The sequence below is a fragment of the Pigmentiphaga sp. MLSB6-MA01 genome (assembly GCF_058793475.1).
The window spans coordinates 216210-240510 of sequence record NZ_JBXAFV010000005.1 but is presented as its reverse complement, the minus strand read 5'-3'; the positions used below and the strand labels follow the sequence as shown (position 1 = coordinate 240510).

The 24301-nt window shown below is 68.7% G+C and carries 23 protein-coding genes; 6 read left to right on the top strand and 17 right to left on the bottom strand.

What is annotated here, in order from left to right; all coding sequences use genetic code 11:
• Positions 1–3: 3 nt before the first annotated feature.
• Together AC1Q6E_RS10890 and AC1Q6E_RS10885 are read right to left on the bottom strand one after the other, a co-directional pair.
• Positions 4–774 (bottom strand): SDR family NAD(P)-dependent oxidoreductase, encoded by a 771-nt coding sequence (locus tag AC1Q6E_RS10890; protein WP_492572726.1) that lies wholly within the window; start codon positions 772–774, stop codon positions 4–6.
• Between the two features lie 32 nt (positions 775–806).
• Positions 807–1784: a Bug family tripartite tricarboxylate transporter substrate binding protein gene (locus tag AC1Q6E_RS10885; protein WP_152793061.1), complete on the bottom strand. Its 978-nt coding sequence runs from the start codon at positions 1782–1784 to the stop codon at positions 807–809.
• A 98-nt stretch (positions 1785–1882) separates the two neighbouring features.
• On the opposite strand from AC1Q6E_RS10885, the gene AC1Q6E_RS10880 reads away from it, so the two are divergent.
• On the top strand, positions 1883–2836 hold the full coding sequence (locus tag AC1Q6E_RS10880) for a LysR family transcriptional regulator (RefSeq protein ID WP_152793062.1): 954 nt from the start codon (positions 1883–1885) through the stop codon (positions 2834–2836).
• Here the strand turns inward: AC1Q6E_RS10880 and AC1Q6E_RS10875 are convergent.
• The 3 genes from AC1Q6E_RS10875 to AC1Q6E_RS10865 form a co-directional block, all read right to left on the bottom strand.
• Positions 2833–3828, bottom strand: a complete 996-nt coding sequence (locus AC1Q6E_RS10875) for a porin (RefSeq protein ID WP_296555829.1) — start codon at positions 3826–3828, stop codon at positions 2833–2835. The genes AC1Q6E_RS10880 and AC1Q6E_RS10875 overlap by 4 nt on opposite strands.
• Positions 3829–3919: 91 nt before the next feature.
• Positions 3920–5542: a sulfatase family protein gene (locus tag AC1Q6E_RS10870; protein ID WP_492572725.1), complete on the bottom strand. Its 1623-nt coding sequence runs from the start codon at positions 5540–5542 to the stop codon at positions 3920–3922.
• Between the two features lie 2 nt (positions 5543–5544).
• On the bottom strand, positions 5545–6504 hold the full coding sequence (locus AC1Q6E_RS10865; RefSeq protein ID WP_296555832.1) for a Bug family tripartite tricarboxylate transporter substrate binding protein: 960 nt from the start codon (positions 6502–6504) through the stop codon (positions 5545–5547).
• Positions 6505–6623: 119 nt separating this feature from the next.
• Between AC1Q6E_RS10865 and AC1Q6E_RS10860 the strand changes: the two genes are divergently transcribed.
• Positions 6624–7526, top strand: coding sequence for a LysR family transcriptional regulator (locus tag AC1Q6E_RS10860; protein WP_152793066.1), 903 nt, complete (start codon positions 6624–6626; stop codon positions 7524–7526).
• A 15-nt stretch (positions 7527–7541) separates the two neighbouring features.
• On the opposite strand, the gene AC1Q6E_RS10855 is transcribed toward AC1Q6E_RS10860, so the two are convergent.
• Complete coding sequence (locus AC1Q6E_RS10855; RefSeq protein WP_152793067.1) at positions 7542–8462, bottom strand: LysR family transcriptional regulator; 921 nt, start codon at positions 8460–8462, stop codon at positions 7542–7544.
• Positions 8463–8592: 130 nt separating this feature from the next.
• Between AC1Q6E_RS10855 and AC1Q6E_RS10850 the strand changes: the two genes are divergently transcribed.
• Positions 8593–9588: a Bug family tripartite tricarboxylate transporter substrate binding protein gene (locus tag AC1Q6E_RS10850; RefSeq protein ID WP_152793068.1), complete on the top strand. Its 996-nt coding sequence runs from the start codon at positions 8593–8595 to the stop codon at positions 9586–9588.
• Here the strand turns inward: AC1Q6E_RS10850 and AC1Q6E_RS10845 are convergent, their stop codons facing one another.
• The 11 genes from AC1Q6E_RS10845 to AC1Q6E_RS10795 all read right to left on the bottom strand — a co-directional run bounded on the left by AC1Q6E_RS10845 (position 9589) and on the right by AC1Q6E_RS10795 (position 19687).
• On the bottom strand, positions 9589–10017 hold the full coding sequence (locus tag AC1Q6E_RS10845; protein WP_152793069.1) for a nuclear transport factor 2 family protein: 429 nt from the start codon (positions 10015–10017) through the stop codon (positions 9589–9591).
• 4 nt (positions 10018–10021) lie between these two features.
• Complete coding sequence (locus AC1Q6E_RS10840) at positions 10022–10798, bottom strand: fumarylacetoacetate hydrolase family protein (protein ID WP_152793070.1); 777 nt, start codon at positions 10796–10798, stop codon at positions 10022–10024.
• Entirely contained in the window at positions 10786–11985 is a 1200-nt protein-coding gene (locus AC1Q6E_RS10835) for an alpha-hydroxy acid oxidase (RefSeq protein WP_152793071.1), read from the bottom strand. Before AC1Q6E_RS10835 ends, AC1Q6E_RS10840 begins: the two co-directional genes overlap by 13 nt.
• A gap of 7 nt (positions 11986–11992) precedes the next feature.
• Positions 11993–12910, bottom strand: coding sequence for a TauD/TfdA dioxygenase family protein (locus tag AC1Q6E_RS10830; protein WP_152793072.1), 918 nt, complete (start codon positions 12908–12910; stop codon positions 11993–11995).
• Positions 12911–13018: 108 nt separating this feature from the next.
• Positions 13019–13927, bottom strand: coding sequence for a LysR family transcriptional regulator (locus AC1Q6E_RS10825; protein WP_152793073.1), 909 nt, complete (start codon positions 13925–13927; stop codon positions 13019–13021).
• A gap of 10 nt (positions 13928–13937) precedes the next feature.
• Entirely contained in the window at positions 13938–14726 is a 789-nt protein-coding gene (gene dmpH, locus AC1Q6E_RS10820) for a 2-oxo-3-hexenedioate decarboxylase (protein ID WP_152793074.1), read from the bottom strand.
• A 20-nt stretch (positions 14727–14746) separates the two neighbouring features.
• Positions 14747–15691: a catechol 2,3-dioxygenase gene (locus tag AC1Q6E_RS10815; RefSeq protein ID WP_152793075.1), complete on the bottom strand. Its 945-nt coding sequence runs from the start codon at positions 15689–15691 to the stop codon at positions 14747–14749.
• Between the two features lies 1 nt (position 15692).
• The gene (locus AC1Q6E_RS10810; RefSeq protein ID WP_492572724.1) at positions 15693–16067 is read right to left on the bottom strand and encodes a 2Fe-2S iron-sulfur cluster-binding protein; all 375 of its coding nucleotides are present in this window, start codon (positions 16065–16067) and stop codon (positions 15693–15695) included.
• A 3-nt stretch (positions 16068–16070) separates the two neighbouring features.
• On the bottom strand, positions 16071–17114 hold the full coding sequence (locus AC1Q6E_RS10805; RefSeq protein WP_152793077.1) for a Rieske 2Fe-2S domain-containing protein: 1044 nt from the start codon (positions 17112–17114) through the stop codon (positions 16071–16073).
• A gap of 26 nt (positions 17115–17140) precedes the next feature.
• On the bottom strand, positions 17141–18694 hold the full coding sequence (locus AC1Q6E_RS10800; protein WP_492572723.1) for a sulfatase-like hydrolase/transferase: 1554 nt from the start codon (positions 18692–18694) through the stop codon (positions 17141–17143).
• 18 nt (positions 18695–18712) lie between these two features.
• The gene (locus AC1Q6E_RS10795; protein WP_296556274.1) at positions 18713–19687 is read right to left on the bottom strand and encodes a Bug family tripartite tricarboxylate transporter substrate binding protein; all 975 of its coding nucleotides are present in this window, start codon (positions 19685–19687) and stop codon (positions 18713–18715) included.
• A gap of 219 nt (positions 19688–19906) precedes the next feature.
• Here AC1Q6E_RS10795 and AC1Q6E_RS10790 point away from each other — a divergent pair, with 219 nt between their 5' ends.
• The 3 genes from AC1Q6E_RS10790 to AC1Q6E_RS10780 all read left to right on the top strand — a co-directional run bounded on the left by AC1Q6E_RS10790 (position 19907) and on the right by AC1Q6E_RS10780 (position 24299).
• Positions 19907–20413, top strand: coding sequence for a sigma-70 family RNA polymerase sigma factor (locus AC1Q6E_RS10790; RefSeq protein ID WP_296556271.1), 507 nt, complete (start codon positions 19907–19909; stop codon positions 20411–20413).
• Between the two features lie 19 nt (positions 20414–20432).
• Entirely contained in the window at positions 20433–21410 is a 978-nt protein-coding gene (locus tag AC1Q6E_RS10785; RefSeq protein ID WP_492572722.1) for a FecR domain-containing protein, read from the top strand.
• A gap of 90 nt (positions 21411–21500) precedes the next feature.
• On the top strand, positions 21501–24299 hold the full coding sequence (locus AC1Q6E_RS10780) for a TonB-dependent receptor (RefSeq protein ID WP_492572721.1): 2799 nt from the start codon (positions 21501–21503) through the stop codon (positions 24297–24299).
• Positions 24300–24301: the final 2 nt, after the last annotated feature.

The window sequence follows — 24301 nt, the reverse complement described above, 5'->3', positions numbered from 1 at the left end:
TATCTACTGGGCGAGGTAGCCGCCGTCCACGGGAAGAATATGCCCCGTGATCATCGAGGCGGCGGGGCTGGCCAGGAACAGCATGGCCTCGGCCACGTCCTCGGGTTCGGCCAGCCTTCCCAGCGGCGTCAGGGCATCGATGCGCGTACGGACGTCGGCCGACAGTTCGCCGATGAACGAGGTGCGGGTCCAGGTCGGCGCCACGGCGTTGACCCGGACCCGGCGCGGCGCCCACTCGATCGCCAGCGACCGCGTCATGTTGACCACCGCACCCTTGGCCGTATGGTAGGCCGCGTTGGGATACAGGCTTCCGCCGGACAGTCCCATGATGGACGCGGTATTGACGATGCAGCCGCCCGCCGCGTCCATGTTGCGCACCGCTTCCCGCGCGCACAGGAACGCGCCGGTCACGTTGATGTCCAGGACCTGCTTCCACATCTCCAGCTCAAGCTCCAGCGCGCCCTTGCGGATCGAGATGCCGGCGTTGTTGATCAGGATGCCGATGGGGCCGTGCTGCGCGCGGATGGAGGCGAACGCGGGGCCGATCGCGCCCGTATCCTGGACATCCAGTTCCCGGGCATCGCCGTCGCCCAGCGCCCGCGCGGCGGTCCGGGCGGCAGGGCCGTCGCGGTCGACGATCACCACCCGGGCTCCCGCTTCGCGCAGCAGCCCGGCGCATGCGAGGCCGATGCCGTGGGCGCCACCGGTCACGACAGCAAGCTGGCCTTCCACCCGGTATCGCTCCATCGTTCCCGGTTTTGACTTCGATTGCATGAAAAACGTCCCCTTCTCGTTGCGTGTGTCGGTCAGTCGTCCAGCCGCAGGCCGGCCTGCTTGATGACGGCGCCCCAGGCGTCCGTATCGCGCTGGATCCGGGCGGCGAATTGCCTGGGATCGAGGTCCGGATTCTCGTAGCCCAGCAGCCGGTAGCGTTCGACGATCTGTGGCGACTTCAGGACGGCGGCGACGTCGTCGCTGATGCGCTGCTTGATCGCCTCGGGCGTGCCGGGCGGCGCGAACAGGCCGACCCAGGCCTGCACGTCGTATCCCTTCGTGTCCGGGCTCTCGTCCACGGACGGCACCTGCGGATGGATGGGCGAACGCGCGGGCGCGGCGATCGCGAGATAGCGCAGCTTGCCCGCTTTCTCCAGCGGCCCGGCGCTGGCGTCGCTGCCCAACGTCCACCCGACTTCCCCGGCGGCGACGGCGGTCATCAACTGGCCCATGTCCTTGAACGGCACGTGCAGCATCTCGATGCCTTTCAGCGATTGCAGCCGTAGTCCACCCAGGTGTCCGGGGCTGCCCACGAACCACGATCCATAGGTCACCCTGCCGGGTTGCTCCCTGGCGGCCCGGATGATGTCCCCCAGCGTCTTGTAGGGGCTGTTCGCGCCGACCACGACGAAGAACGCGGTGTTCAGGATCGGCCGTATCGGCTCGAAGTCCTTCTGCGGGTCATAGGGCAGCTTGCGAAAAGTGTGCGGATGGGTCGCGATGTGGCTGCTGTCCGGCGCGATCAGTTCGTAGCCGTCGGGCTTGGCCTGCTTGAACAGGCCGGTGGCGACGAAGCCGTTGCCGCCCGGGCGGTTGTCGACGATCACGGGCTGCCCCCATTTCTTGCCGAGCTGCTCCGCGATGGCCCGCAGCGCGACATCGGGACCGCTGCCCACGGAAGAGGGCGTGAGGATGCGGACGGGTTTCGTGGGGAAAGACTGCGCGTTCGCCGCCGTGGCGGCCATGGAAAGAATGCCGGCCAGAACGGCCAGCCGTATGTGCTGGTTCATGGTATTGCCTCCCTTGGCGCTGCTACTCTAGGGGACGGGTACTCATTTGAGAAATTAAAAGATAAGATTTGTGATATCGAATCCACTGATATCTGACCATGCGCCCGACGGCCCGGCCCCTTACCCGGCAGATCGATCTCAACCTGCTTGAGCTGTTCGACACCATCTACCAGACGCGCAACCTGACCGCCTGCGGACAGCGGCTGGGCCTGTCGCAGCCGGCGGTCAGCTACGGGCTGGCCAAGCTGCGCGAGACCTACGGCGATCCGCTGTTCGTGCGCATGCAGCGCGGCGTGGTGCCGACGCCCTTTGCCGAACAACTGTCGATACCCGTCGCATCCGCGCTGCAAACCGTGCGGACCACCATCGAACGGACGGAGTTCAATCCCAGGGACGCCAATCGTTCATTCCGCATCGCCATGAGCGATGCCGGCGAGCGCTACTTCCTGCCCAAGCTGTTGGCCTACCTGGGCGATCATGCTCCCGGCATCACGGTGGAAAGCCTGTCGGCGGACCTGCGGGAACTGGGCGAGGGCCTGGCCTCGGGCGACATCGACATGGCCATGGGCTTCATTCCCGGCCTGGGCAAGCAGGTACACCAGCAAACGCTGTTTCCCGAGCACTTCGTCTATGTGCGGCGCAAGAGCCGCGCCACGCAGGGCATGCCGTTGACGCTGAGTCAACTGCGCAACTCGCGGCACATCCTTGCCGCCCCGCCCGCGACGCATCACCTGGCGGCGGTGGAGGGTGTCCTGCTCAGCCGCGCGGTGCGCGCCGAGATCGCGCTGCGCGTGCGCAGCTTCCTGTCGGTGCTTCCCATCGTGGCGGACACCAACCTGATCGCGCCCGTGCCCAGCAACTTCGGCCGGCTTGCCGTGCGGGAGTCCAACCTCGAGATCTGCGAGTCCCCGGTGAAATTCCCGGTGTTCGACCTGAACATGTACTGGCACCACCGCTATCACGCGGACCCGGCCCTGACCTGGCTGCGCGAAAGCCTGGTCGAATTGTTCGGCAGCAAGGAAGGCAAGCGCGGCCGCAAGGGCGCCGTCTAGAACCGGTGGGACATGCCGACGGCGAACTGGCTTTGCCTGAGCCGCGCCGGAACGGGGCCCGGCGACGTCTTGCCCCAGTTGACGAAGGTGTACAGCGAGGTGCGTTTGGACAGCGCGTGGCTGTAGCCGATCGCCCAGTTGTCGAGCTTGCTGGCGCTTGCCGTCTGGTAGGCGGCAAGCAACCGGCCCCGGCTGCCGACGTCGAACGAGCCGCCCACGGAATACGAGCGGTCGGCCCCGACGCCGAAAGCCGTGCCGGAGGATTGGCGCAGGTGCCCGTATCCGGCGTTCACCGTGAGGCGGCCGAGCCGATAGGATGCGCCCAGCGTGAGGACCTTGGGACTGGCGGCACCCGCCGCGCCCCGCACGGCCTCGTAGGCGGCCACCATGCCGAGCGGACCGCCCGTGAAGCGCAGGGCCAGGTCGATCATGCGGTTGTTGGCGGAGCTGCCGGGCAGTTCGCTGCCGTTGACCTGGAAGCTGTAGCCGATTCCGCCCTGGAACCCATGCAGGGAAGGCGAGTAGTAGTAGATCGCGTTGCTGACGCGGCCCGAACCGAACTCATTGTCGTTGTAGGCGAAGGTGGTTCCCAGTTGCGCCCGGCCATAGCCCAGGCCGAACGGGTTGGCGATGCCGGGTGCCCATTCGAATGCGAGGTGGGTCGTGCGGCCGGCGCGCACGGTGCCCATCGGGCCCGACAATCCCAGGTAGGACGCCCGGTTGAACAGGCGGTTGCCGCCTTCGGTGCCGGTATCGGTGCTGATGGCTGATTCCAGGACGAAGAACGCCTCCAGGCCGCCGCCGAGCGATTCGGTTCCCCGCATGCCCCAGCGGGACGCGTACTGGTTGCTGCTTTCGAGGCCGTGGACGGGGCGGCTGCCTTCGGTCTTGTCGTACCGATAGCCGTTGTCGACGATGCCGTAGAGGGTGACGGCACCCTGGCATTGCGTGGCGTAGACGAGGCCCGCGGCAAGCACGTACGGGATCTTCATGGGGGTTCTCCTTGGGTGGGTAAGGGCGTGAGCCGGCCCGCGCCAGGACGCGCGTCTTTGCGTTGGGACGGAATGGGGGGCGGTGGGCCGCTCAGGCTACGGCGGCGGGCAGCGGCGATTCATCGGACAAGTCCAGCATTTCCTGGACCAGTTGCAACAGCAGGCTTTCCCGCTGGGTGCGGGCATCCGCCGAGGCCCAGAGGTTGCGCGTTTCCAGCGGATCCTCGCGCAGGTCGTACAGTTCGCCCGCCTGGGCGTGATTGGAAAGCGTGATCCGCCATCGGTCGGTCACCAGGCTGCGGACCCGCAGCCGGGGAAGGCCGGGGTCGGTCTGGCGTGGCTGCTCGCTCTCGATGACCATGCCGCGCCGGCGGGGAGGGGGCGCCTGGCGGCCTTCCAGCCAGGGCAGGAGGCTGAGCCCCTGGAGGCCGTTGTACGGGGCGACACCGGCCTTCTCCAGGATGGTGCGCGCGATGTCCAGCGTGCCGGCGGGAATGTCCAGCGTCGCGCCCGCGCGCCCGTCATGTTTTCCCTGCCCCTCGCGCCAGATGAAGGGCACGCGGATGACGCCCTGCGCATGGATGGGACCCTTGAGCATCGTGCCGTAGTCCCCCATCAGGTCGCCATGGTCGCTGGTGAAGATCACCACGGTGTCGCCCCGCAGGCCCAGCCGTTCAAGGGTGGCGTCGATGCGTCCGACCTGTTCGTCGATCATCGAGATCATCCCGTAGGTCAGCGCGATGATTTCCTGGCATTCGGCGGGGGAGACGGAGAACGCGGCCGTGCCTTCGCGGCTCAGGCCATTGCGCGTGCGGCCATGGATGCGCTCGAGCGCATCCGGCCGGGGCTGCTGGAAGAACGTCGGCGGCAAGGGAATGTCCTGTGGCCGGTACATGTCCCAGAAGCGCCCGGGCGGGGTATAGGGATGGTGGGGATCGGGGAACGAGCACTGCAGGAAAAAGGGCTGGGTGGCGTGTTGGCGGGCATGCTCTTCCAGCCAGGCGCAGGTGCGCTCGCCGATGTAGGCGGAGGGATAGAGATGCTCGGGCATGCGCGTCCGCCAGGCCTGGGGAGTCCCATGGCGCGGGCCGGAAATGGCATGGGCCGGGCCGCGCAGGCTGGCCGGATCGGCATGGCGGCGGGCCAGCCACGCATCGTAGTCGCCACCGACCTGGTCGCCGTGCAGGGTGCAGAGCTCGACGTGATCGAAGCCGTAGTAGGGGGTGTCCACCGCCGATCGGCCGCCCTCCCGCCAGAGCGGTGTCCACTCGTTCAGGTATTGCGGGCCCGTGCGGGTGGCGCGCACGGCGTCCCGCAGCGGGGGGCTTGGCGGCGTCCCCGTTCCCGCGTTCGTCCAGGTGCGTCGGCCCGCGCCGTCGTAGCCGAAGGCCTGGAGATGGGACTTGCCGATCAGCGCGGTGGCGTAGCCCGCGTCTTTCAGGAGGTCGACGAACGTGACGTGGTCGCGATCGAGATTGATCCCGTTGTGGACCACGCCGTGCCGCGAGGGCATGCGGCCCGTCATCAGCGTGGCGCGGTTCGACATGCAGGTGGTGTTGGCGACATAGAAGCGTCCGGCGCGGACGCCGCGGCGGGCGATGGCGTCGATGTGGGGCGTGCGCAGCACGCCGTTGCCGTAGCAGCCGAGGTGGTCGGCGCGATGCTGGTCCGTCATGATCAGCAGGATGTTCGGGGCGGAGCGGGTGCTCGGCATGGTCATTCCGGCTGGATGTGCGCGTCGCGGATGATGCGGCCGTAGCGGTCGTAATCGGCTTTCACCTTGGCGGCGAAGGCCGACGGATTCATGGGCTCGGGCGCCTGGCTCATCTCGGCCAGCTGTTTCGCGACCGCGGGGTCTTTCAGGACGGTGTTGACGTCCTCGTTGATCCGCGCGACGAGGCCGGGCGGCAGGTCCCTGGGGCCGTACATGCCGAACCAGGCATCCATGAGGGTGCCCGGGAAGCCTTGTTCCTCGGCCGTCGGCACATCCGGAAGCAAGGGCGTGCGCCGGCTTTCGAGCGTGGCCAGCGGGACGAGCCTGCCCGAGTCGATCTGCGCCTTGCCGCCGGCCAGGCCCACGAAGATGACTTTCACGTGCCCGCCCAGGACGTCGTTCATGGCCAGCCCGATGCCTCGGTACGGCGAATAGGTCATCGACACGCCGGCCGCCTTCTTGAAAAGCTCGCCGGCCATGTGCATGGGGGAGCCGTTGCCGGATCCGGCGAACAGCAGCCCCGGCTCCTTGCGCGCGAGCGCGGCCAGGTCCGCCAGGTTCCTGGCCGGCACCGAAGGATGGACCAGGGCGACGAGCGGCGTGGTCGACAGCATCGCGACGGGCTTGAAGTCGGCCATGGCGTCCGCCCTGGCCTTGTTCGCCGGGCTCAGGACGTGGGGGTTGATGAGGAAACCGTTGGTCGTGACCAGCAGCGTATGGCCATCGGGGGCGGCGCGCGCCACCAGGTCGCTGCCGATATTCCCGCTGGCGCCGGGACGGTTGTTGACGATGACGGGCTGGCCCCATTTCTCCGCCAGCTTCGTCCCCACCAGGCGCGCGACGGGGTCGACGCCCCCGCCGGGCGGAAAGGGCACGACGAAGGTGACAGGGTGCGAGGGAAACGTGTCGGCCCCGTGGGCCGGCAGGGAGGACACCGCGAGACTGGCGGCGATGGCGAACATGCGTTTCATGGCGGCGGGGAAGGCGTCGGCGTTGGGATGCGAGGCACTTTACCGACCGTACCTGCTCTGGCATAGTGCCGCCGACCGGAAACACTTGCAGGACGCCGATGTAAATCGCCATGGACCGACTACGGCTCATCTCCACTTTCCTGCAAGCCGCGCAGGCGAAGAATTTCAGCGAAGCGGCAGGCAAGCTGAAAATCGCCCCGCAGGCCGTCAGCTCGCAGATCGCGCAACTGGAAGCCTGGCTGGACATCAGGCTGTTCCAGCGGACGACCCGCCAGATGTGGCTGACCGAAGAGGGACGCATCTTCTACGAAAAGTGCCGGGCGGGCGTGGCGCTGATCGAAGAAGGCGAAGCTGCCTTGCGGGAAAGGCACAGCGACGCCGTGGGCACGGTCAGGCTGGCCGTGGGCCACAGCCTGGGCGCGTCCACCATCGCGCCCCTGCTGCTGGAATTCGGCGCCAGGCATCCGGCAATCCATGTCGACCTGCTGGTACTGAACCAGTTGGCCGACATGGTCCAGATGCAGGCCGACATCGGCGTCATCGGCGGCGGCCTGCCGGACAGTTCGCTGACGGCGCGCCGCATCGGGGTGGTCGGACACGACCTGTGCGCCTCGCCCGGATATCTGGCCGCGCAAGGAGTGCCCACGTCCCCGGAGGACCTCCGCGCGCACCGCTGCATCGCCTTGAGGCATCCGCGCAATGACACCGTCCGGCCGTGGTCCTTCAAGATCGGCAGCGAGGTGCGGACGCTGGAACTGCCGCACGCGATCACGGTCGCGGATGTCGGCACGCAGCGCTGGCTGGTGCTCAACGGCGCGGGAGTGGGGCAGATCACCGATTACTATGCCGAGCCGTTGGTCCGCGAAGGCCAGCTTGCGCGGATCGAGGTGGGGTACGTGTCGCGGCCGGTGGAGCTGTTCATCTACATGCCCCGGCGCGAGCTCGTGCCCCGGCGCTGCCGGTTGCTGAACGATTTCCTGTTCGAGGCACTCCGCTCCCGGCTCAAGCAATGATCCGGGTCGCCCGCGCTACTCCATGCCCTTGCTCCAGGACTTGGGTGTCCTGGCCCATTCCTTCAGGAACTCCAGGAAGACCTGGACCCGCATGGGGAGGTTCTTGCGCGACGAGTAGATGGCGTAGACGTCCAGGCCCGATGGCACGTAGCCGGGCAGCACGACCTGTAGTTCGCCGCGTTCGATCTCGTCGGCGATCATGTAATAGGGATGCATGGAGATGCCCATGCCGGCCAGCGCGGCTTCCTTGAGCGCGTCGCCGAAGTCCGAGCGCAGCGGCCCCTGGACCCGGACCGCCACCGGACCCTCGGGGCCCGTGAAGTTCCAGGTGGCGGTGGGCGATTTGTTCCAGTTGACCAGGCACTTGCAGTGCTGGAGGTCGCGGGGATGGGTGATGGGCGGAACCTTCGCGAGGTAGGCGGGCGAGGCGACCAGCGCCTGGCGCGCCTCGGCCAGCGGAATGGCGATGAAACTCGCGTCTTTCAGCACCGGGACGATGATGATGCCCACGTCCAGGCCCTGTTCGACGAAGGTCTCCTGCTTGCGGACCGTGAGCAGGCTGAGCGCGATCTGGACGTCGGGATAGCGTTCGTGGAATTCGCCTATCACCGGCAAGAGGCGCTGCGTGCCGAAGGCCGGCGGCACGCCCACCCGCACCACGCCCGCCACGTCGCGCGACAGATCGTGGACGGATTCGCGCAGGTCGTCGTAGCGCTGCAGCAGGTCGGTGCCGTTCTCCAGCACCTGCAGGCCCGCGGGCGTCAGCCCCAGTTGCTTGGTCGTGCGGTTGAGCAGCTTGACGCCCAGGGAGCGTTCCAGCCAGGCCACCTGCTTGGTGCAGGTGGCGCGCGATACGCCGAAGTGCTGCGCCGCGCCGGCGAAACTGTTGCGCCTGGCCACCTCCAGGAACATGCGCAGGCAACTGAGCTGGTCCACGTGTTTATCCTTGCCGGTTTCTTCTTAGGAAATTTCAAATTTAGCACCGCCGCCTTGTTGAGCCGGCTGGGCGAACGAATAATGCCCTCATTCATTGTTTCGCATTCGATACCAGAATCCGGAGACCCGTATGACCAAGACCCTTTCGTCCTCTACCCGCCGCCGGCTGACCGCGCTGGCGCTCGCGCTTGGCGCCGCCGGCCCCTGGGCCGCGCCGGCAAGCGCGCAAGGTTTCCCGTCGCACCCGCTGCGCCTGGTCGTGGCCTACGCGCCGGGCGGGGCGACCGACATCGTCGGGCGGATGTTCGCCCAGGAAATGTCCGACAGCCTGGGGCAGACGGTGGTGCTGGAGAACCGCGCGGGCGGCGGCACCCTGGTGGGGACCGAGTCGGTCAAGCGTTCGGCGGCCGATGGCTACACGCTGCTCTTCGGCACCAACGCCTTCGTGATCACGCCGCTGCTGCACGACGCCAAGACCTACGATCCCGTCGCCGATTTCCAGCCCATCGGCCAGGCCACGGTGCAATCGCTGGGCATCCTGGTGACGCCCGGGCTGAAACTGCGCACGGTCAAGGATTTCATCGCCTACGCCAAGGCCAACCCGGGCAAGGTGAATTTCGCCTCGTCGGGCAACGGTTCGGCGCAGCATCTGGCGGGCGAGGCCTTCGCCAAGGCGGCGGGCGTCAAGATGGTCCACGTCCCCTACAAGGGAACGGGACCGGCCATGGCCGACCTGCTGTCCGGACGCGTGGACGTCATGTTCAGCTCGCTGGTGGGGAACATGGAGCACGTGGCCGACGGCCGGCTGGTGCTGATCGCGACGACCGGCGCCAAGCGCTCGCCCGCCACGCCCGACGTGCCCACGGTCGACGAGAGCGGCGTCAAGGGCTTCCAGGCCGAGACCTGGCAGGCCGTGCTGGCGCCCGCCGGCACGCCCGCGCCGGTGGTCGATCGCCTGAACGCCGCGCTGGCCAAGGCCGGCAAGTCGGCGAAGATCGTCGAGACGCTGGCGGCGCAGGGCATGGAGGTGCGGACCACCTCGCCCGCGGAGCTGCGCGAGCTGCTGGTCCGCGACACCACCCAGTACAAGGCCCTGCTGCAGCAGGCCAAGAACACGCTGCAATAATCAGTCGCCGAACCGGCGCTGGCCGCGCTTTTCCTCCGCCAGCCAGCGCCCGTCCGGCGCCCGGGACAGGCGTTCGTGGTGCAGCGAAATGGACAGGGGCGACGGCATCGGGACCGGCCCCGCGGGCGGGACCGCCGCGTCGACGCGGTAGACCAGCGTCATGTATCGGGCCGTGGCCCGGTCCGGTCCATCCAGGTCGATCACGAGGTTCTGCACCAGATGGGCCGTGGTGCGTCCGGCGGGCCGGTCGGCCAGCGCCTGGCGGACCTCGGCGGGGCCTTGCAGCATGCGGCCCTGGCGATGCCAGATTCCTTGTCCGGCCATGCAGGCGGCCACGGCGTCGAAGTCGCCGCCGTCCAGTGCCAGGTAGAAGCCATGGATGGCCTGCTGGCAGCCGGTCACGGCCGCCCAATGTTCCAGATCGGTCATGGCGTCATCCTTGCACGAAGGTGTTGCGCAGCGTGCCCAGCCCGGTGATCTCGATCTCCACCACGTCGCCGGCACGCAGGTCGGGCGACTGGCCGTCGGTGCCCATCCACACCACGTCGCCGGGATACAGGGTCAGGTATTGCGTCATGGCGCACAGGAAGGTGGGCACGTCGAAGATCATCGCCGCGGTGGCGAAGTCGATGGTGGTCCGGCCGTTCACGCGCACCTGGGTGCGGGCCCCGGACGGATCGAAATCGGTGTCTATCCACGGACCCATGGGCTTGAAGGTGTCCGAGTTCTTGGCGCGCCAGAAGGTGCGGTCCGACCGCTGCCAGTTGCGTTCGCTGACGTCGTTGCCGATGGTGTAGCCCAGCACGCAGTCCAGCGCGTTTGCGGGCGTCAGGTGGCGTGCCTGTTTGCCGATGACCACGACCAGTTCGCCTTCGTAGTGGATGGTGCGGGCATCGGCCGGCATCACCACGTCGTGGCCGTGCGGCACCAGCGCGTTGTTGGCCCGGTAGCCGATGTCCGCCTGTTTCGGCAGTTGCGGCTCCTGGCCTCGCTTGCGGGCCGCCTCGATGGCGTGCTCGGCGTAGTTCAGCCCGGCGCAGTAGAAGGTGCGCGGGATGACCGGAACCTCCAGCCGCACCTGGTCCAGGCTGGCCCAATCGTCCGTCTGCGCATAGCCGTCGAAGGGCGTGCCCTCGACCCGCCGTATGCGGTCGCCCTCGGCCAGTCCGTAGTGGGTGCCCGTCGAATCCGTGTATCTCAGCCAGCGCATGTCCGTCCTTCGTGGGTTGCCTGGCGCGGCGGGCGCGCCAGGAGGGTTTCGTCGATGTCCTCGATGCCGGGCGCGCCGCACAGCTTCATCGCGCGCACCAGTTCCTCGGTCAATATCTGCAATGCCCGGTGGGCGCCCGGTTCGCCGCCCGCGACCGCGCCATACAGCGTCGCGCGTCCGACCAGCACGCCTTCGGCGCCCAGCGCCCGGGCCTTCAGGATGTCCACGCCGCGCCGCACGCCGCCGTCCAGCCAGACCGGGATGCGGCCGGCCACCGCGTCCACCACGCCGGGCAGCGCATCCAGCGTCGCGCAGGCGCCGTCGAGCTGGCGCCCGCCATGATTGGACACCACCACGGCGTCGGCGCCCAGCCGGACCACCCGGTCGGCGTCGTCCGGGCGCAGGATGCCCTTGACGATCAGCTTGCGCGGCCAGCGGTCGCGCACCTGGGCCAGGCGGTCCCAGTCGAACGAGGGGTCGTAGTTGCGTCCCACCGCCGAAGCCAGTCCCGCCACCGAGGTCACGTCGCGTTGCAGGCCGATCAGGTTCTTGTTCACCGGCATGCCGTGGCGCAGCAGCGCCAGCGCCCAGCGGGGATGGGCCGCGACGTCGCCGAAGCTGCGGGTTGTGAGCCGGAAGGGCGTGCGGAAGCCGTTGCGCACGTCGCGTTCGCGCTTGCCGCCCACCGGCAGGTCGACGGTGATGACCAGGGCCTCGTAGTCGGCCGCTCGCGCGCGTTCGATCAGGGCGTGGAAGAAGTCCTGGTTCTTCAGCACGTAGGCCTGGAACCACAGGCGGCCCGGCGCCTCGCGCGCGACTTCCTCGATCGACGCGGTGGCGCTGGTCGACAGCGTATAGGGGATGCCGTGCCGCGCCGCCGCCCTGGCGATGGCCAGGTCGCCGCCGTGGCGGCCGTAGCCGACCCCGCCGGTGGGGGCGATGGCCAGCGGGTAGTCGGCCGGCGCGCCCAGCACGGTGCACCGGGTCGAGACCTGGGAGACGTCCACCAGGGCGCGTGGCAGGAGGCGCACGCGCTCGAAGGCCTGGCGGTTGTCGGCCAGCGTGGCCTCGCTCTCGGCGCCGCCGTCGAAGAAATCGAACACCAGCCTGGGCAGGCGGCGGCGCGCCGCCGCCCGCAGGTCGTCGATGGACTGGGCGCGGCCGATGCCGCGATCGAACAGACCCATGGCGCGCTCAGTGCGCGGCCGCGGCGCGCGCGGGACGGATCGCGGCCGGGAGGAAGGACGGATCGAAGATGCGGTCGGCCATGACCTGGCAGCGCTTGATCAGCCGGTGCTCGTGGGGTAGGTAGTCGGGCCAGGCGTTGTGCAGCGTGCCGATGTGGTCCCACATCAGCACGTCGCCTTCGGCCCACTCGTGGGTGTACTGGTACTTGGGCTGGAGCTGGTGCGTGAACAGGAAGTCGAGCATCTCGTCGCTGCGGCCCGGATCGAGTCCGTTGATCCGGATGGCGTAGCCGGGATTGCAGTACAGCACCTTGCGGCCGGTGATGGGGTGCGCCAGGAACACCGGATGCGTCGATGGCGGCCGCTTGGCGCGCTGTTCGGGCGTGAGCGGCGGCCGTTCGCTGCCCGGCCGCGCCCGCATGTTCTCCCAGAACTTGTTGAAGTCGTGGACGGCGGTGGCGCCGTCCAGCTCGCGCTTGACGTCGGCGGGCAGGTCCTCGTAGGCGGCATGCATGTTGGCGAAGCTGGTCGAGCCCAGCGCGCGGCCGTCGCGCCGCGGCACCTTCAGGGCGTGCAGCACGTTCACGAAGCCCACGGTGGGGTTGTAGGACATGTCGGTGTGCCAGTCCTGGCCGGCGTCGGCGATGCCTATCAGCCGGCCGTTCTCGACGATATTGGAAAGAATGCTGACCTCGGGAATGCCGGGTTCGTTGGCATCCGACAGCGTCCGCTGCAGGCCGCCGAAACGGGCCGAGAAATCCCGCAGCTGCGCCGGCGTGATCGATTGCGCGGGGAAGCGCAGGACGCCGTGCGCGCCCAGCGCCGCCAGCAGCGCGGCGAAATCCTGCTCCGAAAGCGGCCGGGAAAGATCCAGGCCGCGCACCGTGGCCCCGAGTATCTTTCCGTTGGGGGCGATATCCGTCATCTTGAGTCCTGTCTGGCTGGTCGATGGCGAAATGGTAGGCATCGGCGGCCGGTTTGGACATCCCGCCGGGCGCAAACTTGTTATTTCCTGAACGGAAACAACTGGCGGTCAGCCGTCCTTGGGCCGCAGGGTCCGGCTGATGCTGTGGATGGCCGAATACAGCGCCTGCCCGGCGGGGCTCAGGATCTTCTGGACCGGCATGAAGGCGGAGATCGTCAGCGACGGCAGGGTCTCGGCGACAGGCACGATGGCCAGGAGGCCGCCTGCCTGGGCTTCTTCGGCCAGGTAGCGCGGTACGAAGCTGGCGACGTTGCCGTGCTCGATGATCTGGATGGCGCCGCCCACGGATTCGCTGTGCATGACGCACTGGGGCGGCGGCAGGCCGGCGTCGATGAAGGATTGCTGGATGACCATGCCCGGGCCGTCGGCCGGGCCGGTGATGAGCCAGGGCACGTCGGCCAGCGCCCGCAGCGACTTCGCCCGCGCCTTGGGATGGCCGTGCCGGACCGCCACCACCAGGTCGAGCTTGAATAGCGGGTCGTGGCGGTAGCCTTCACCGGGACCGCCCGCGGGCAGCGGGCCGATGGCGAAGTCCAGGCCTTTCTCGCGGAACAGGTCCATGACCGTGGGATAGGTCGCTTCCTGGAGGTGGATATAGACGTCGGGAAACTGGAGCCGCATGATTTCCACCGCCCGCGGGACCACGAGCGCGAACGGCGCCGCCGACGAGGCGATGGACAATTTGCCCGACAGGTCGCCGGCCAGTTGCCGGATATGCGCGCGCGCATCGGCCGCCGCGCGCACGATGAAGCGGGCATGTTCCAGCAAGGCCTGTCCGTAGGGCGTCAGCTCGATGCCGTGGGCCGAGCGCGTCAGCAGCGTGGCGCCCACCGACAGCTCCAGTTGCTGCAGCGCGCGCGTGATGGCGGGCTGGGTCACGTCCAGCTGCTTGGCGGCGGCGCTGATGCTGCCCGCTTCCGCAACCGCCGCGAAGGCCCGGAGCTGGTGGAGCTGCACGGCGCGGCGCCTAGGCGAAGCGCAGGGACAGGCTGCCCAGGTCGTGCAGGTGCAGGGTGACGTGGTCGCCGGCCTCGACCGCGATGGCTTCGGTCACGCCGCCAGACAGTACGATGCTGCCGGCGGGTATCTCCAATCCGCGCGCGCCCAGGTGGTTGGCCAGCATGGCGACCGCCACGGCGGGGTTGCCCAGCACCGCCGCGCCGGCGGCGGTCGCCGCCACCTGGCCGTTCTTTTCCAGCACCACGCCCAGTGTGCGCAGGTCGGTCCGGTCCACGGGCACGGCGCGGCCGCCGATGGCGAAGCGAGCGGCCGAGGTGTTGTCGGCGATCACGCTCTTGAGGTCGAACTTGAAATCGCGGTAGCGGCTGTCGATGACCTCGATGCCGGGCATGATGCATTCGGTCGCGGCCAGCACCGCGCCGGCATGGCAGCCCGGGCCCCGCAGCGGGTGCTTCAGGATGAAGGCGATCTCCGGCTCCACCTTGGGATGGATCAGCGCCCCGGCCGGGATCTCGGCGCCTTCCGGCACGCAGAACTCATCGACCAGGAAACCGAAGCAGGGCGTGTCCACGCCCATCTGCCGCATTTTCGCGTGCGAGGTCAGGCCCGCCTTGTAGCCGACCAGGCGCGCGCCGCGCGCCTGCTTGCGGCGCAGGATCTCGTCCTGGATCGCATAGGCGTCGTCCCAGTCCATGCCTGGATGTTCGTCCGTGATCTTGGGGGTGTCGCGGGCCTCCCGTTCGCAGGTTTCCAGGTGCGCGGCCAGCGCGGCGATGGTGGCGGAATCCAGGTTCATGATCGTCTCGCGGGAGGGGGTCAGGTATAGACCTCGGTGAAGGAAGGGACGGCCTCGCCCGTATGATAGAAGATCCCGCTCCAGAGCTTGTCCTCGGACCAGGTGATGACCGGGCGGTCGCGCTGCGCCAGGTAGCCCAGCCCGGCGAAGGTTTCGTTGCGGTTGCCGCTGGGATCGAAGAAGTAGATGGTTTCGCCGCGCGTGATGCCGTGGCGGGTGGGCGCCACGTCGATGCGCGTCCGGTTCTTGGCCATGATGTCGGCCGCCTTGAGCACGTCGTGCCAGGAGTCCAGGAAGAAGGAGATGTGGTGCAGGCCCGAGCTGGGTCCGCCGACGAAGGCGATGTCGTGGGGGGTGTTGGTGCGGCTCATGAACGCGCCGGCCTGGATGGCGCCGTCCGGCCCCACCATGATCTGCTCGGTCAGGTAGAAGTCCAGCACCTCGGCCATGAAGCGGGCGTTGTCCGCCACCGTGTTGACGCCGGTCTCGGGATTGAACTCGCACATCAGCAGGCAGTGGTCCAGCCAGTGCGCGCCCGCGCCGCGCAGGCCGTCGGGCCAGGGGTCGGGGTTGAGCGAGCCCACGTCGGTGCCCACGCACTCCTTGTGCGCGTACAGCCGCATCTCGTGGCCGCTGGGCAGCGCGAAGGCCAGCATGCGGCCGGTGGCCGGCAGCGTACCCTCGGGCAGCATGCGGGTGGCGATGCCGTAGGCCTCGATCCTGCCTTGCAATTCGTCCAGGTCGGCGTCGCGTTCGACCTTGTAGGCGACGTGGTTCATGCCGGCCCGGTCGGCCGGGGTCAGGATCACCGAGTACCGGTCCCACTCATCCCAGCACTTCAGGTAGACGTGGCCGTCGGCGTCCTCCATGACGCGCTTCATGCCGAGCACGTGCTCGTAGTGCCGCAGCGCCTGTTCCATGTCCATCACACGCAGGCTTGCGTGTCCGATTCTCAGTATGCCCATATCAAGTCTCCGTTGTGTTCGTTGGGGGCGGCGGGGATGGCCGGCCCTGCGTGCGATAGCCGTTGCGGAAGGGTTTCTCGAATCGGCCGGCCACTTCCAGTTCGACGGCGCAGGCCGGACCGGCGCGGCAGGCCAGGGTGTAGCCGTCCCGTTCTTCTTCGGGGCTGACGTGGGCGCGGCTGATCGGGCCGAGCGGGCGCACCGCGCCCCGCACGACTCGCACCTTGCACACGCCGCAGCCGCCGCCGGTGCAGCCCACGGGAATGCCCTTGCGGCCCAGGCGCAGCATGCCTTGCAGCAGGCTTTCATCCGGCGAGCAGAAATAGCTTTCCCCTGTCTGAGGAAGGTGGATGGGGAGTTTGTCCATGGCGGGCATGGTTCAGGCCCGCGTTTCGCGCGCCAGCATCTCGTCCATCATCCGGCGGTAGCGGACGGGACCGGCGTCGATCTCGAACAAGGCGGGCCGCGGCGCGTCGGGTCCCGCCCTGAGCAATTCCCGCTGCTGCGCCTCGATGACGGGGGCATCCTGCTGCTCGAAGGCGTAGCGGCGGATCTCGGAAAGCGTGCGGCCGATCCGCGCGTCCTGCGCGGCATCGTGGCCGGGAGGTACCCGCAGGGCGGCGGCGAAGTGGTAGTGCGTGGTGGTGGCGGTCTCGGGCGTGAGGATGTGCGCGCCCAGGATGCGGTAGCCCCGCGACCGGTCGCCGCCGGGGTCCGTCGCGCCCACGTCGTTCACCAGCGCGCAGGGCGCCTGCCAGTTCATGTCGAACCACATGTCGACGCGGCGCCCCGGGTGTTCCGAGAAGGTGTCGAACAGGCGGGGCGAGGGCACGTTGGGCATCCATCGCCGCACCGTCAGCCCGCGCTCGTGCTGCGCCACCTCGGTCTGCGCCGCGACGGTGGCGGCGCTGCCAAGTATGCCGTCGTGCAGGAAGGAGGCGTGGCTCAGGTCCAGCAGGTTCTCCACGATCAGCTCGGCGCCGGCGCGGATGACGATGCGGTCGCGCGCGCTCAGCAGGAAATCCGGGCCGCCTTCGAGGAAACCGTAGTCGGGAATCGTTTCCGGCGTGGCGGCGGCCTCGCCCATCCAGATCCACACCATGCCGTGGCGCTCGGCGACCGGGTAGGCGCGGGTGCGGGCGGCTGGCGGAATCCTGCCATTGCCGTGGGGGTTGTGCGCACAGGCGCCGTCCAGGCCGAATTCCAGGCCGTGATAGACGCAGCGGATCCGGTCGCCGGGCACCCGGGCGCCCAGGCTCAGGGGAACGAAGCGATGGGGACAGCGGTCGAGCAGGGCCGCGGCGCGGCCGGCGTCGTCCCGCAGGAAGACCACGGGCTCGTCCAGCAGCGTCCGGGCAATCATCTGTCCTGCCGGCAGTTCCTGCGACCAGAGGGCGGCGTACCACGCGTTCCTGACGTACATGCTGCGATCTCCTGGAGGGGACGGCGCTACCACTGGCCGATATGTATGCCCGGCGGCAGGTTGTCGGTCATGGCCTCGATGCGGTCGAGGTCGACGGCGATGCGGCGCTTGAGCGTCAACTGATGCGCCAGCAGCCGGGCGGACAGCGATTGCCGGACGGGTTCGAAGGCGGGGTCCGCGCCCAGGTCGTGGAATTCGTCCGGGTCCTCGGCCAGGTGGAAGAGCTGCGGGCGGTAGCCGTTCCAGGCCACCAGCTTCCAATCGGCGGTGCGCACCATCCAGCCCCGGCAGTCGGCGTCGCGGGGGCGGCCCAGGACGTGGCGGGCGCGCCGCGTGGCATAGTCCAGTTCGCTGAAGACGCAGTCGCGCCAGTCGTCCACCGCCGCGCCGCGCACCAGCGGCAGCAGCGAGCGGCCTTCCACCCGGTGCGCCTGCGCGGGCAGGCCGAGCGCCTCCAGGATGGTGGGCACGACGTCCACCGCGGCGGCGAAGCGCTGGTCGCGCGTGCCGCGCGTGGCGTCGGCGGCGGACGACGGATCGACCACGATCAGCGGCACCCGCTGGACGACGTCGTGGAACAGTTCCTTTTCGCCGAATCCGTAGTCGCCCAGGAAATCGCCGTGGTCGGAGGTGAAGACGATCAGCGTCTGGTTCGTCTGCCCGGTCTGCTCCAGGACCTCCAGCACGCGGCCCAGGTGGTCGTCGATCTGCCGGATCAGGCCCATGTAGGCCGGGCGCACGTGGCGCACCACGTCTTCCTGGTCGAAGCTGCGGCATTCGTCGTGCGAGCGGTAGGCGGCCAGCACCGGATGCTCGTTGGCCTCGGAGGCGCGGTTGCGCCGGATGGGCGCCTGCTCGGCGCGGCGGTACATGTCGTGGTAGGGCGCCGGCGCGATGTAGGGCCAGTGGGGCTTGATGTAGGACAGGTGCAGCGACCAGGGCTCGTCGCGATGCCGGCGGATGAAGTCGATGGCGGCGTTCGAGACGTAGGCGGTTTCCGAATGCGGCTCGGCCACGTGGGCGGCCAGGTGCGCGTGGCGCATCTGCCAGCCGCTGGCGAGGGAGCCGTCCGGATGGCGGCCGGAGTTGGCGTGTTGCAGCCAGGGGTCGTCGCCCGCGTAGCCGGCCGACTCCAGGTAGCGCCGGTAGTCCTCCTTGCCGGTGGGCAGGTCGCCCTCGTGCCGGCAGACCACCTCGAAGCCGCCTTGCAGCAGGCTGGCGGCGGAACGGCCGGCGGCGCCGCCGCGCCAGGCCGCCGTCGCCTCGGCCGAGGGCTCGAAATGGGTCTTGCCCGCCAGGTGGAGCGCGCGGCCGGCCTGCGACAGGTAGTCGCCCACCGTCAGCTCGCTCATGGGCATGGGGATGAAGTTCCAGGTCGCGCCGTGGGAGGACGGATAGCGCCCGGTGTAGAACGACATGCGCGACGGTCCGCAGACGCCCGACTGCACGTAGGCTTGGGTGAAGGCCACGCCGCGCGCGGCCAGGGCGTCCATGTTGGGCGTATGCAGCCAGGGACTGCCGTAGCAGGACAGGTAGTCCGCCCGCAGCTGGTCGCACATGATGAAGAGGACGTTGCGCATCCTGGTATCCGGAAAAAATCAGTCGATCTTGATGGAGGTCTGGCGCACCAGGTCCGTCAACCGGGCCTGTTCGCTGGCGATCAGCGCGCCGAACTGCTCCGCCGTGGTGTTCGAGACCGGATCGGCGCCCGCATCGGCCAGCGCCTTGCGCGTTTCGGGATCGGCCAGGATCTGGTTCAGGGCCTGCGTGAACCCGGCCACCGCGGCCTTGGGTGTTTCCTTGCGCATGACGAAGCCGTCCCAGTTGCGCACGTCGAAACCCTTGAAGCCCTGTTCTTCCATGGTCGGCACGTCGGGCAGGCCGGGCAGCCGGCTGTCGCGCGAGGCGATGGCCAGCGCCTTGACCTTGCCGCCCTGGACCTGCGCCGCCGCCACCGTGCTGGTCAGGAACATGAAGTTCACCCGGCCTGCCACCAGATCGGCCAGCCCGGCCGTGAACTGGTTGTAGGGCACGTGGGTGGCCGTGACGCCGTAGCGCTGCTTGAACAGTTCGCCCGCCAGGTGCGCCGGCGTGCCGTAGCCGCCCGAGGGGAAGCTGTAGGTATCGGGCTTGGCGCGCAGCAGCTCGATCAATCCTTTCACGTCGTGGACGGGCAGGGACGGGGTGACGACCAGCACGCTGTAGGTCCAGTCGTACTGGCCGACGGGCGCGTAGTCGCGGGCGAAGTCCTTCTTGAACGAGGACAGCAGCGCCGGTCCGACCACCACGGGGGTCAGCAGCGTCATCGCGGTATAGCCGTCGGCCGGATAGCGGTCGAGATCGCCCGCGGCCAGGCTGCCCGAGGCGCCGGGCTTGTTGTCGACGTAGAAGGTCTGGCCCAGCTTGAGGGTCAGCTTCTGCGCGATGATGCGGCTGCTGATGTCGGGCGGCGTGCCGGCGTTGTACGGCACGATGATGCGTACCGGGCGTGCCGGCCAGGTTTCCGCCTGCGCGCCGATGGCGGCCAGGCCGAGCGTGGCGGCCAGCGCCAGTTTCCCGAAGGTGAAGGTCATGGATGTCTCCTTTGCTTGAACCGTGGTCGTCTTGGGTTGGCCCGGCAAGTCGTTGGCGGGACTTTCGCAGCCCGCCGCGGGTCCGGCAAGTCGTTGCGCGCATGGGGCATAACCGGATGACATGGTTGACAAGTTCCCGCCTTCTCTGGAGAATTTGATAATGATTTTCATTATCAATTGATCGGCGGCGCATCGCCCGCCTCTTGTTTCCCTTTTCCCGTGTCGTCAGAAGTCATTTCCCCGCTCACCGTGGACCTGCTCTATCGCGAGCACCACGGGTGGCTGCAGCGTTGGCTGGCTCGCCGGCTCGGCAATCTGGCGCAGGCCGATGACCTGGCCCAGGACACCTTCATCCGGGTGCTGGGCCATGAACACGACCTGGCGCAGTTGCGCGAGCCGCGTGCCTATCTGGCGACCATCGCGCGCCGGCTGGTGATCAACCTGCGCGAACGGCAGACGCTGGAACAGGCGTATCTGGAGGCCCTGGCCAACATGGGCGAGGCGCTGGCGCTGTCGCCGGAAGAGCGCTGCCTGTTGCTCGAAACCCTGTGCCAGATCGATGCCATGCTGAGCGAGCTGCCCGACGCGGTGCGCCGGGCCTTCCTGCTGTCGCAGGTCGAGGGCCTGGAGTACGCCGCGATCGGCGGCATGCTGGGCGTGTCGGTCAGGACCGTGCAGCGTTACGTGTTGCGCGGCCTGGAGCAATGCATTCTTGCCGCGCCATGAGGCGCCCGGACGAAGCATCGTGAGCGTTGGCGCGCGTCCCGCGTCCGGCCAGCCCATCGATCGCCGTGCCGTCCGCGAGGCGGCGCGCTGGCTGCTGCGCCTGCGCGGCGCGGGCGCCGGGGAGCGCGACCAGGCCGCCTGCCTGGCCTGGCGGTCGGAACGGCCCGAGAACGAGGCAGCCTGGCAGAAGGCCCAGCGCCTGGGCCAGCAACTCGACGCGCTGCCGCCCGGCCTGGCCATGCCTGTCCTGGACCGGGCCGGCCGCCAGCGGCGTGCCGCGCTCAAGACGCTTGCCCTGCTCCTGGCCGGCGTGCCGGCGGGGTGGCTGGCGTATCGCGAAACGCCCTGGCGCGCCTGGGTCGCCGACTATCGCACGGCGGTGGGCGAACGGCGGCGGGTGGTGCTGGCGGACGGCAGCGTGCTGGACCTGAACACCGCGACGGCGGTGGACGCGGTGTTCGGCGTCGAGCGCCGGCTGCGGCTGCGCGGCGGCGAGATCATGATCGTGACCGCGCGGGATCCGCGGACACCGCCCAGGCCCTTCGTGGTCGATACCGATGCCGGGCGGGTACGCGCCATCGGCACGCGCTTCATCGTCAGGCAGGGGCCGCGCGATACGTTCGTGGCCGTGCTCGATGGCGCGGTGATCATCCAGCCCGCCGCGGCGGATGCGCCCGCGCTGAGGCTGGACGCGGGGCAGGAGACTTCGTTCGGCGCGCATGGCGCCCGGCCGCCCGCGCCGCTGGATCCGCGCCGGGGCGACTGGTCGCGAGGCGTCCTGCGCGCCAGCGACATGCGGCTGGCCGATTTCTGCGAAGAGCTGGGCCGGCACATGCACGGCGTGCTGCGATGCGAACCGGCGGTCGCCGATCTGCGCATTTCCGGCGTGTTCCAACTGGCCGACCGCGAGGCCGCGCTTGCCGCCGTGCCCACCATCCTGCCGGTCCGCATCCGGCGCCTGACCCGGTATTGGGTGTCCATCGGGCCCCGCGATTGATTTTTCCTGGTGCTGTCCGGTTTCCGTTTTTGGCTGGTCCTACAGACAAGAGATGAGCATTTTGCTCACGATCCGCCAGAAAGGACCCAGATGGCCGTTCGCCGCCCCGCCGCCCCCGTACCCCTGATGCCGGCCGTCAATCGCCATCCGCATCCGGTCCGCCTCGTGCCCGCCTTGCTGGCGGCCGTCATGGCATGGTCGGGCCTGTCGGCCGGGCCGGCCCGGGCGCAGTCCGTGGCGGCCTCGGGCATGCCCGTCGCGGCGGCCGCGCCGCGCGACTACCGTGTGCCCGCAGGCGCGCTGGACGCGGCGCTGGCGCAGTTCGCCGAGGCCGCCGGCGTCACGTTGCTGTTCGAGCAGGCCAGCGTCGCCAGCCTGAGATCGGCCGGACTGAACGGACGCTACACGGTCCAGCAGGCCATCGAACTGCTGTTGCAGGGGACCGGGCTGGAAGCCGTCGGGCGCGGCACCGGCGTCTACGCGCTGAGGCCCGTGCCAGGCGCGCTGTTGCTGGCATTGCCGACGATCGAGGTGATCGGCCAGGCCGAGAACGATCCCAAGGACGAGGTCTACCGGACCGCGGGATCGCGCAACGTGCTGACGCGCGACGACATCGAGCGATTCCGGGGCACCTCGGTGGGCGACATCTTCCAGGGCATGCCCGGCGTGCTGGTGGGCGAGAACCGCAACAGCGGCGGGCTGGACGTCAACATCCGCGGCATGCAGGGGCAGGGCCGGGTGCCGGTGCTGGTGGACGGCACGCGCCAGGAAACCACGGTGTATCGCGGCTACGCGGGTGTGGCCTCGCGCAGCTACATCGACCCGGACCTGATCGGCGGCCTGTCCGTCGAGAAGGGGCCGACCATGAACGCCCAGGGAACGGGTGCCACCGGCGGACTGGTCATCATGCGCACGATCGACGCCGAGGACATCGTGCGCGAGGGCAAGGATTTCGGCATCCGGCTGCGCGGCACGGCGATCGGCAACAACAGCGGCTCGGTGCCCGGGCCGGGCACCCCGGCGGGCTACAACACCGGGTCGGCGTCGGGCCAGACCAGCGGGGTGTTCCGCACGGACTGCGTCATCGCCAGCCTGTGCGAGGGCCCGTTCGACCTCGCCAACGCCGATGGCCCCAAGGAGAGCATGAACCGTTCGTCCATGCTCAAGCCGCGCAGTTGGGCCGGCAGCCTGGCGCTGGCCAAGCGCTTCGAGATGGTGGACGTGGTCGCCGCCTATGCGCGGCGCCAGCAGGGCAATTACTACGCCGGCACCAAGGGGCCGGTGCCCCACCTGGATCTGTCCGATCGGCTGAACCGGGGGTTCTACACCGAGGTGCGTCCCAGGCTGGAGGGCGCCACGCGCTTTCGCGCGGGAGAGCAGGTGGTCAACACCAACTTCGAGAGCGAATCCTACCTGCTCAAGAGCCGCTTCTATCTGCCCGGCGACCACGAAACGGAACTGAGCTTCATGCGCTACGACAGTACCTACGGCGAGATGATGCCATCGCAGCTGCTGTGGCTGGGACAGGTCCGGCAGACCGAAGGCAGCCACGTCGACGCCAGGACCTACGCCATCCGGCATCGCTGGAACCCCGAGGGCAATCCGCTGTACGACGTCAAGGTCAATCTCTGGCACACCGACACCAAGAGCCTGAACCGGAACTACTCGGACGAGGGCCTGAACCTGGGCTTCGGCTCGGGCTCGGAAAAGTACCGGCGCTGGGGCCTGGACCTGAGCAACGCCATGCGGTTCGATCGCCTGGGCGGCATCCGCCTGGAGTACGGGCTGTCGCTGCAGCGCGAGACCGTGAACGGCACGGCGCAAGGGAACGAGCTGGTCGGCAGCGGCGGCCGCTCCGGCAATCGGCGCGAGGTGAGCGCCTTCGGCAACATGCAATGGCGCGTGCTGCCCACCGTCACGCTGGACGCGGGCCTGCGCTATACGCGTTTCCGGTCGGCCGACGACAAGCCGCGCGTCGTCGATGCCGAGAGTGCCTACTGCGTCAACCCCGGCGCGGGCGGGTATTGCGATCCCATCATGATGACGAGCAAGCAGAGCGGCGCCGCGCCCCAATTGAGCCTGCTATGGGAACCGCGCCCGGGCCTGCAGTTCTATGCGCGCCATGCCGAGGCGCTGCGCATGCCCAGCCTGTTCGAGACCACGTCGGGTTTCTCGGTGTCGCCGTCGCAGGACATCCATCTGAAACCCGAGCATGCCACCAGCCGGGAAATCGGCGTCAACCTGCTCAAGGACGGACTTTGGCGGCCCAGCGACAAGTTCCGCCTGAAGGCCGCCTACTTCCGCAACCATACCAATGACTACCTGACGCGCACTTTTCCCAACACCTGGGAGGAGGGCTCGGGCAAGCAGTTCTTCAGCCTGCGCAACATCGAGAGCGTGAGCTTCCATGGCTTCGAGCTGTCGGGCTCGTATGACGCCGGCACCTTCTTCATCAGCGGCGGCGCCACCAGGTACACCTTCATCGAAACCTGCCATTTCGGCAGCTACCGCCGCTACACCTGCACCGACTACGGCATCGCCAACAGCTACGTCAACAACATGATCCCGCCGAACTGGCATGCGTCCGCCACTGCCGGCGTGCGCCTGCTGGATCGTCGGCTGACCATGGGCCTGCGCGGCACGTTCATGGGCAAGCGCAACCAGGTGCCGGCGTTCAACGACGACACCCAGCAGGGCCTGAACGCCGTCGTGCCCTGGCACGGCTACCAGATCTGGGACCTGTTCGCGAGCTATCGCATCAACGACCGGGTCAGCGTCGACTTCAACATCGACAACCTGACCGACCGCTATTACCTCGACGCGCTCAGCCTCGGGCTGGTGCCGGCGCCGGGCCGCACCGCGCGGCTCAGCGTCACCATGCAGTTCTGATT